We start from the raw sequence: 7,113 nt of genomic DNA, 5'->3' as shown, positions 1-7,113 counted from the left end.
CTTGTCCTCCGCGGCATGCTCCTCTGCCTCGCGGACCATGCGCTCGATGTCGTCCTTCGACAGGCTCGAGCCTCCCGTGATCGTCATCGACTGCTCCTTGCCGGTGCCCTTGTCCTTGGCGGACACGTGCACGATGCCGTTGGCGTCGATGTCGAAGGTGACCTCGACCTGCGGCACCCCTCGCGGCGCCGGAGCGATTCCGGTCAGCTCGAAGGTCCCGAGGTTCTTGTTGTCGCGGGTGAACTCGCGCTCGCCCTGGAACACCTGGATCGCGACGGAGGGCTGGTTGTCGTCCGCCGTGGTGAAGGTCTCGCTGCGCTTGGTCGGGATGGCCGTGTTGCGGTCGATGAGCTTGGTCATGATCCCGCCCTTGGTCTCGATGCCGAGGCTCAGCGGGGTGACGTCGATGAGCAGCACGTCCTTGCGCTCACCCTTCAGCACGCCGGCCTGCAAAGCGGCGCCGACGGCGACGACCTCGTCCGGGTTGACTCCCTTGTTCGGGTCCTTGCCGCCGGTCAGGCTCTTGACGAGCTCGACGACGGCGGGCATCCGGGTGGAGCCGCCGACGAGAACGACGTGGGCGACGTCGCCGACCTTGATGCCGGCCTCCTTGATGACATCGTGGAACGGCTTCTTGGTGCGCTCGAGCAGATCGCTCGTGAGCTCCTCGAACTTGGCGCGGGTCAACGACTCGTCCAGGTTCGCCGGGCCGTTCTCCGTCAGGGAGAGGTAGGGCAGCTGGATGTTCGTGCTCATGGAGCTCGACAGCTCCTTCTTGGCCTGCTCGGCCGCCTCCTTGAGGCGCTGCTTGGCGATCTTGTCGCCGGAGACATCCACGCCCGTGGAGTCCTTGAAGCGCTTGATCAGGTAGTCGACGACCCTCTGGTCCCAGTCGTCGCCGCCCAGCCGGTTGTCACCGGCCGTCGAGCGCACCTGGATGGTGGAGAAGTCGTCGTCCTTGCCCACCTCGAGCAGGGAGACGTCGAAGGTGCCGCCACCGAGGTCGAAGACGAGGATGAGCTCGTCCTCCTTGCCCTTGTCGAGGCCGTAGGCGAGGGCCGCGGCGGTCGGCTCGTTGATGATGCGCAGCACGTTGAGGCCCGCGATCTCGCCGGCCTCCTTGGTCGCCTGACGCTCGGAGTCGTTGAAGTAGGCGGGGACGGTGATGACGGCATCCGTCACGGGCTCGCCCAGGTACTGCTCCGCGTCCCGCTTGAGCTTGCCGAGGATGCGCGCGGAGATCTCCTGCGGCGTGTACTTCTTCCCGTCGATGTCGACGGTCCAGTTCGTGCCCATGTGGCGCTTGACCGACGAGATCGTGCGGTCGACGTTGGTGACGTTCTGGCGCTTGGCGGTCTCGCCGACGAGCACCTCGCCGTCCTTGGTGAAGGCGACGACGGACGGGGTGGTGCGGAAGCCTTCCGCGTTGGTGATGACGGTGGGCTCTCCGCCCTCCAGGACCGAGACCACCGAGTTGGTGGTTCCCAGGTCGATGCCTACTGCACGGGCCATGTGCTTTTCTCCTTGTAACGTTGGTCTGGTGGCAAGACTTGAGCCTTGCAAACTCAAGTTTGCGACGAGCCGATTTGTTTGTCAAATCTTTCTGCTCAAACTTGAGTCCTATTGACTCAACTACAGGGGGAGAAGATTTATGCCTAGAACTTGCGGGTGAAGGGCAGCGGTTTGCGCATCCTGATGAGCAGCAGCAGGGGGAACAGGATGTACGGCCCGTTGTAGAGCAGGAACATCCCGGGATTCGGCGTGCGCTGCCCGACCGGACCGAAGAACTCGACACCGAAGATCGGGATGCCGGTGAGGCTGATGATCATCGTCGCGTAGATGACCGAGTAGAGCTGGATCCAGTTGAAGCCCTTGACCAGGGCGATGATCAGCAAGACGTAGAAGGCGATGTAGATGAACGCGGAGGTCCCGCTGATGAACCGGAGCCAGATCGGGTGCGACTGGTAGAGCGGATCGAAGTTGGAGGCGTAGGTGTAGTTCCACTGCACGAGGATGTTCGGCGAGTTCGGGACCTGATCGAGGCCGAGCCCCTCGACGGAGTCGCTGATGATGCAGGTGATGATGAACAACGAGAAGATGACGATGAAGACGATGTCGACCGGCCGCTTGCGCAGCGGGAGGTTCTCGATGAGGGTGGGGGCGGGAACTGCGGCGGCGGTATGAGTCACCGAGACATGTTATCGAATTGTTCACTCCCGGCCATTAGCCTGTGACCATGACGGACACGAACCCCGGAGTTCACCGCGTTCCGAGCCCCGCCACGACGGGCGCGATCGCCGTCGCCGGGCTCGATCTGCAAGAGGGCAAGAGGATCCCCCGCGGGTGGGTGGTGGCCTGGGCCTTCTGGGACTGGGGAGGGGCAGCGTTCAACGCCGTCATCACGACCTTCGTCTTCACCGTCTATCTCACCAGCAGCTACTTCGTCGGGCCGGCGCTCACCGCCGCCCGCGACGCGGAGACCGACCTCGGGGGAACCGCGCACAGGGCGTACACCGCCGCGGAGGCATCCCTCACCTCCGGTCTCGGCTACGGGCTGGCGGCGGCGGGCGTCATCGTCGCCCTCATCGCCCCCGTGCTCGGACAGCGCTCGGATGCGTCCGGCCGGCGCAAGCTCTGGCTCGCGATCAACACCGGTGTCGTCGTCCTCATGACCGCGCTCATGTTCTTCGTCGAGGGCAGACCGGCCTTCTTCGTCCTCGGGGTCGCCCTGGTCTCTATCGGGACCGTGTTCTACGAGATCGCGACGGTCAACTACAACGCGATGCTCATCCAGGTCTCGACCCCGAAGACGGTCGGCAAGGTGAGCGGGCTCGGCTGGGGCGCCGGCTACCTCGGCGGCATCGTGCTGCTGCTGTTCGTGCTGCTCGGCCTGGTCGGGCTGACCGCCGACTCCGGCGGATTCCTCGGGGTGACCCACGACAACGGGCTGAACATCCGCATCATCGCGCTCATCGCCGCGCTGTGGACGCTCGTCTTCGCCCTGCCCATCCTGTTCACGGTGCCGGAGATCCCCGCCGACGCCGGGCGGCCGCGGGTCGGTTTCTTCGAGTCCTATGTCGTGCTGTTCCGTGACATCGCCTCGCTCTGGAAGGAGAGCCGCAACACCGTCCTCTTCCTCATCTCCAGCGCGCTGTTCCGCGACGGGCTGGTCGGGGTGTTCACCTTCGGCGGCATCCTCGCCCAGGGCACCTTCGGCTTCTCCAGCAGCCAGGTGATCGTCTTCGCGATCGCCGCCAACGTCGTGGCCGCGATCGGCGTGTTCGTCTCCGGCGTCTTCGACGACAGGTTCGGCCCGAAGCCGGTGATCGTCTTCTCCCTCGTCGGGCTGATCATCGCGGGACTGGGCGTGTTCTTCGCGCACGACCTCGGTGCCGGGGCGTTCTGGATCGGCGGCCTCGTGCTGTGCCTCTTCGTCGGTCCGGCCCAGTCGGCCAGCCGCACCTTCCTCGCCAGGGTGACCCCGGCCGGTCGCGAGGGCGAGGTCTTCGGCCTCTACGCCACCACGGGACGCGCCGTGAGCTTCCTCGCCCCGCTCCTGTTCTCCACCTTCGTCGCGGTCGCCGGCGCCCAGTACTGGGGCATCCTGGGCATCGTCGTCGTCCTGCTCATCGGACTGCTCCTGCTCATCCCGGTCAGGGCGCGGGCGGCGGCACGCGACTAACGCGGACCCGGGCTACTCCGGCAGCCCGTTCGCCCTGGCCACGCCGCCGTACCAGGCGGCGCTCGGCTTCGGGGTCCGCTCGAACGTCTCCCTGTCCCAGCCGATGAGCCCGAAGGTGGGGGCGAAGCCGCTGGCCCACTCGTAGTTGTCGAGCGCGGACCAGTGCTGGTAGCCGAGCAGCGTCACGCCGTCCTGGATGCATCCGTGCAGCCCCTCGAGGGCGCCGCGGGTGTAGTCGATGCGACGGCCGTCGTCCTGGGTGGCGATCCCGTTCTCGGTCACCATCACCGGGGTGTGTTTGCTGAGGTCCCAGGCGGCGCGCACGCCGATGCCCGCGGCGGGCGGGAAGTACTCCCACTGGGTGAGCGTCTTCTCGACCTCCGCGGCGGGGGGACGGATGCCCTCTGGGCCGACGATGTTGCGGGTATACGCCTGCACGCCGACGAAGTCGTCGCCCTCGGCGTTCTCGAGGTACCAGTCCTCCGCCGGGTAGGCGATCTCGGCGCGCTTCTCCTCCGCACCCGGCTCGACGGTCCCGTCGTCGAGGCGGGCGGCCTCGAAGGCCTGGGTGGCGATCGTCCAGCCCGTCTTGAGCCCGGAGACGGAGGAGAGCACCTCGCGGGAACGTCGGTGCGAGGCGAGCAGGGCATCCGCCACCCCGAGGTCCGGGTTCGGCAGCCCGTAGGCGACGAGGTTGGAGGCGTCCTCGCCACCGGCGAGCATGGCGGCGATGTTCGGCTCGTTGATGGTGCAGACGAAGTCGACCCCCTCCGAGACGATGGGAAGGGCGATCTCGGTGTAGCGGGCGAAGAGGTCGGCCGCATCCGGTGCCCGCCAGAAGCCGTCGCGCTCGAACCAGCGCGGAACCGTGAAGTGCATGAGGGTCACGATCGGGCTGAGCCCGAACTCCAGGCAGGTGTCGACCATGCGCCGGTAGTGGTCGATCTCTGCGCGCGAGACGAAGCCCCGCTCCGGCTCGATGCGGGCCCATTCGATGCTGAAGCGGTAGGAGTTGAGCCCCAGCTCGGCCAGCAGGCGCACGTCCTCGCGGTAGCGGTGGTAGCTGTCGGCGGCGTCACCGCTCGGCTCGACGATCGTGGTGCCCGCGGTGTGCTCGTGCACCCACCAGTTGCTGTTGATGTTGTTTCCCTCGATCTGGTGGGCCGCGGTCGCCGCGCCCCAGAGAAAGCCGTCGGGGAAGGTGAGCATGGTGATTCTCCTAATTGGGTGAAAGTAATTGGGTGAAAGGGGTCGGGGCGCGCGGCTCAGTGAGCTGCGGAGCGGGTCACGCCACCACGTCGCGGCTGGGGTTCGGGATCGCGTCGAGCAGTCGGACGGTGTACTCGTCCTCCGGATGGCGCAGCACCCGCGCCGTTGAGCCGCGCTCCACCACCCGGCCGGCGTTGAGGACCAGGATGTTGTCGGTCACCACCCGGGCGCTCAGCAGATCGTGTGTGATGTAGAGCATGCTCACCCCGCGTTGGAGGCGCAGGTCGTCGAGCAGCGCGAGCACGCCGGCTCGGAGCGAGACGTCGAGCATGGAGACCGGTTCGTCGGCGATGATCACCTGCGGGTCGCTCGCGAGGGCCCTGGCGATCACCACCCGCTGGCGCTGGCCGCCGGAGAGCTGATGCGGGAGCTTCGCGGCGAACTGCTCGACGGGCGACAGGCCAACCGTCTCGAGCAGCTCGAGCACCCGCCGCCTGGCCTCCCGACCGTGGAGGCCGGTGAAGTTCACCACCGGGCGGGTCAGGGTGTATTCGACGGTGTGCAGCGGATTGAGCGCGGCGTACGGGTCCTGGAAGACCATCTGCACGTCGCGGTGCAGCGTGCGGAATGCCCCACGGCCCAGAGTGTCGATCCGCAGGTCGCCGAAGGTCACGGTGCCTGCGGTGGGCCTCTCGACCGCGGTGATGAGCTTCGCGATCGTCGACTTCCCGCTCCCCGACGCGCCGACCAGCGCGAGCGCCTCACCCGGTTCGAGGATGAACGACACGTCGTCCACGGCGGTCACGGCCTTCTCGCCCCTGCGCGGCGGCGGGTACACCTTCGAGACGTGGTCGACGACGAGCGTGGTGGTCGCCGCGCGGCTCTCGGATGCCCGTGCTCCCGCCGTCGGCGTGGCCCGCTTCTCGAAGCCCGGCAGCTCGACGACCTCCGCGCGGGGATCCGCGTAATGGCTGAGCAGCATCCTCGTGTAGTCGTCCTTCGGGTGGTTGAGGATGTCGGTCGCCGGCGCGTCCTCGACGATCGCCCCCTCGTGCATGACGAGCACCCTGGCCGTCGCCTCGAGCACAACGCCGAGGTCGTGGCTGATCAGCAGTGCGGTGAAGTTCTCCGACTGCTGCAGCTGCTTGATCGTGTCCATCACGGCGTGCTGCACGAGCACGTCGAGCGCGGTCGTCGGCTCGTCGAAGACGAGCAGCTGGGGCTCGAGCGAGAGGGCGAGGGCGATCGAGACCCGCTGCCGCATGCCGCCGGAGAGCTGGGCCGGCTTGGCGTGCTCGAACCCGCTCAGGCCGACCAGGTCGATCAGCCCCGCGATCAGGCCCGGCTCCGCCCGGATGCCGGCGATCTCCAGCGGCAGCCGGATGTTCTTCTCCACCGAGCGCCACGGCAGCAGCGCGGAGTCCTGGAAGGCGATGCCGATGGCGTGCTGCCGCCGGATCTCCTGCGGCGTCAGGCCGTTGACGATGACCTCGCCGGTGCTCGGCGTCTCCAGGCCCGCCAGGATCCGCAGGATCGTGGACTTGCCGCACCCCGACGGGCCGAGGAGGGCGAGGAAGGTGTCCTTCGTCGTGCCCAGGTTGACCTCCGCGAGCGCGTCGACGCTCTTGCGGCCCAGGCGGAACTGCTTGGTCAGGCCCTGGATGTTGATCCCGGTGGCCAGATGGGGAGAACCGGTGGGGTCGGTCGTCGCGATCGGACCGACCCCACCGTGCACGGAGGAGGTCATGGCGTGTTCCTGGCAGGTGATCAGAGACTGACGATCAGGTCCGGGTTCTCCTGGTAGACCTCGTTGATCAGGCTCATGTCGAAGAGCTGGTCGGCGGTCACCTTGGTCTTGGGGAACATCAGGTCGAGGGTCTTGATGTTCTCCGCGATCAGGTCGTCGGTCATGGTGAGCAGGCCGTGGGCGTTGGTGTCGGGGCTGACGATCAGCTTGGCCTGCGCCTTGGCCTCGGCGGTCTGCTCCTTGACGTCGAGCTTCTGGTCCTTGCCGTACTTCAGGGCGGCGTACTTCGCGCACTGGGCCGGGTCCTTGACCGCGTCGGTCCAGCCCTTGATCTCCGCGATCAGGAAGGCCTTGAGCAGGTCCTTCTTGCTGGCCAGGGTGTCCTTGGTGACGATGTAGGTCTCGGCGACGAACGGCAGGCTGTTGTCGGCGAAGCCGAGCGTGACCGGGGTGAAGCCGTCCTGCTGCGCAAGGA

The 7,113-nt window shown here is 67.0% G+C and carries 6 protein-coding genes; 1 reads left to right on the top strand and 5 read right to left on the bottom strand.

The window, feature by feature from the left end:
• Together dnaK and VGC18_RS02255 are read right to left on the bottom strand one after the other, a co-directional pair.
• Positions 1-1,512, bottom strand: a 1,512-nt coding sequence (gene dnaK, locus VGC18_RS02260) for a molecular chaperone DnaK (RefSeq protein ID WP_331093789.1), incomplete at its 3' end; no start/stop codon positions are given.
• A gap of 143 nt (positions 1,513-1,655) precedes the next feature.
• Positions 1,656-2,189 (bottom strand): emopamil-binding family protein, encoded by a 534-nt coding sequence (locus VGC18_RS02255; RefSeq protein WP_331093787.1) that lies wholly within the window; start codon positions 2,187-2,189, stop codon positions 1,656-1,658.
• Positions 2,190-2,236: 47 nt separating this feature from the next.
• On the opposite strand from VGC18_RS02255, the gene VGC18_RS02250 reads away from it, so the two are divergent.
• Positions 2,237-3,682 carry an MFS transporter gene (locus tag VGC18_RS02250; RefSeq protein ID WP_331093785.1) on the top strand — a complete coding sequence of 482 codons (1,446 nt, stop codon included), beginning with the start codon at positions 2,237-2,239 and terminating at the stop codon, positions 3,680-3,682.
• 12 nt (positions 3,683-3,694) lie between these two features.
• Here VGC18_RS02250 and VGC18_RS02245 read toward each other — a convergent pair whose 3' ends face one another.
• The 3 genes from VGC18_RS02245 to VGC18_RS02235 all read right to left on the bottom strand — a co-directional run.
• Positions 3,695-4,891, bottom strand: coding sequence for a glycoside hydrolase family 1 protein (locus tag VGC18_RS02245; protein ID WP_331093783.1), 1,197 nt, complete (start codon positions 4,889-4,891; stop codon positions 3,695-3,697).
• 76 nt (positions 4,892-4,967) lie between these two features.
• Positions 4,968-6,638, bottom strand: a complete 1,671-nt coding sequence (locus tag VGC18_RS02240; RefSeq protein WP_331093781.1) for an ABC transporter ATP-binding protein — start codon at positions 6,636-6,638, stop codon at positions 4,968-4,970.
• Between the two features lie 20 nt (positions 6,639-6,658).
• On the bottom strand, positions 6,659-7,113 hold a 455-nt coding region (locus tag VGC18_RS02235; protein ID WP_331093779.1), incomplete at its 5' end, for an ABC transporter substrate-binding protein.

The sequence above is a fragment of the Lacisediminihabitans sp. genome, from assembly GCF_036404185.1.
In the GTDB taxonomy this organism is placed as follows: Bacteria; Actinomycetota; Actinomycetes; order Actinomycetales; family Microbacteriaceae; genus Lacisediminihabitans.
Note: the sequence above shows the minus strand (reverse complement) of the source record. Positions and strands in the feature narration are given on the sequence as shown.

Excerpts from the sequence above, each read along its gene's own strand:
- VGC18_RS02250 (WP_331093785.1), top strand. The coding sequence starts at position 2,237 with ATGACGGACACGAACCCCGGAGTTCACCGCGTTCCGAGCCCCGCCACG.
- VGC18_RS02240 (WP_331093781.1), bottom strand. The coding sequence starts at position 6,638 with ATGACCTCCTCCGTGCACGGTGGGGTCGGTCCGATCGCGACGACCGAC.
- VGC18_RS02245 (WP_331093783.1), bottom strand. The coding sequence starts at position 4,891 with ATGCTCACCTTCCCCGACGGCTTTCTCTGGGGCGCGGCGACCGCGGCC.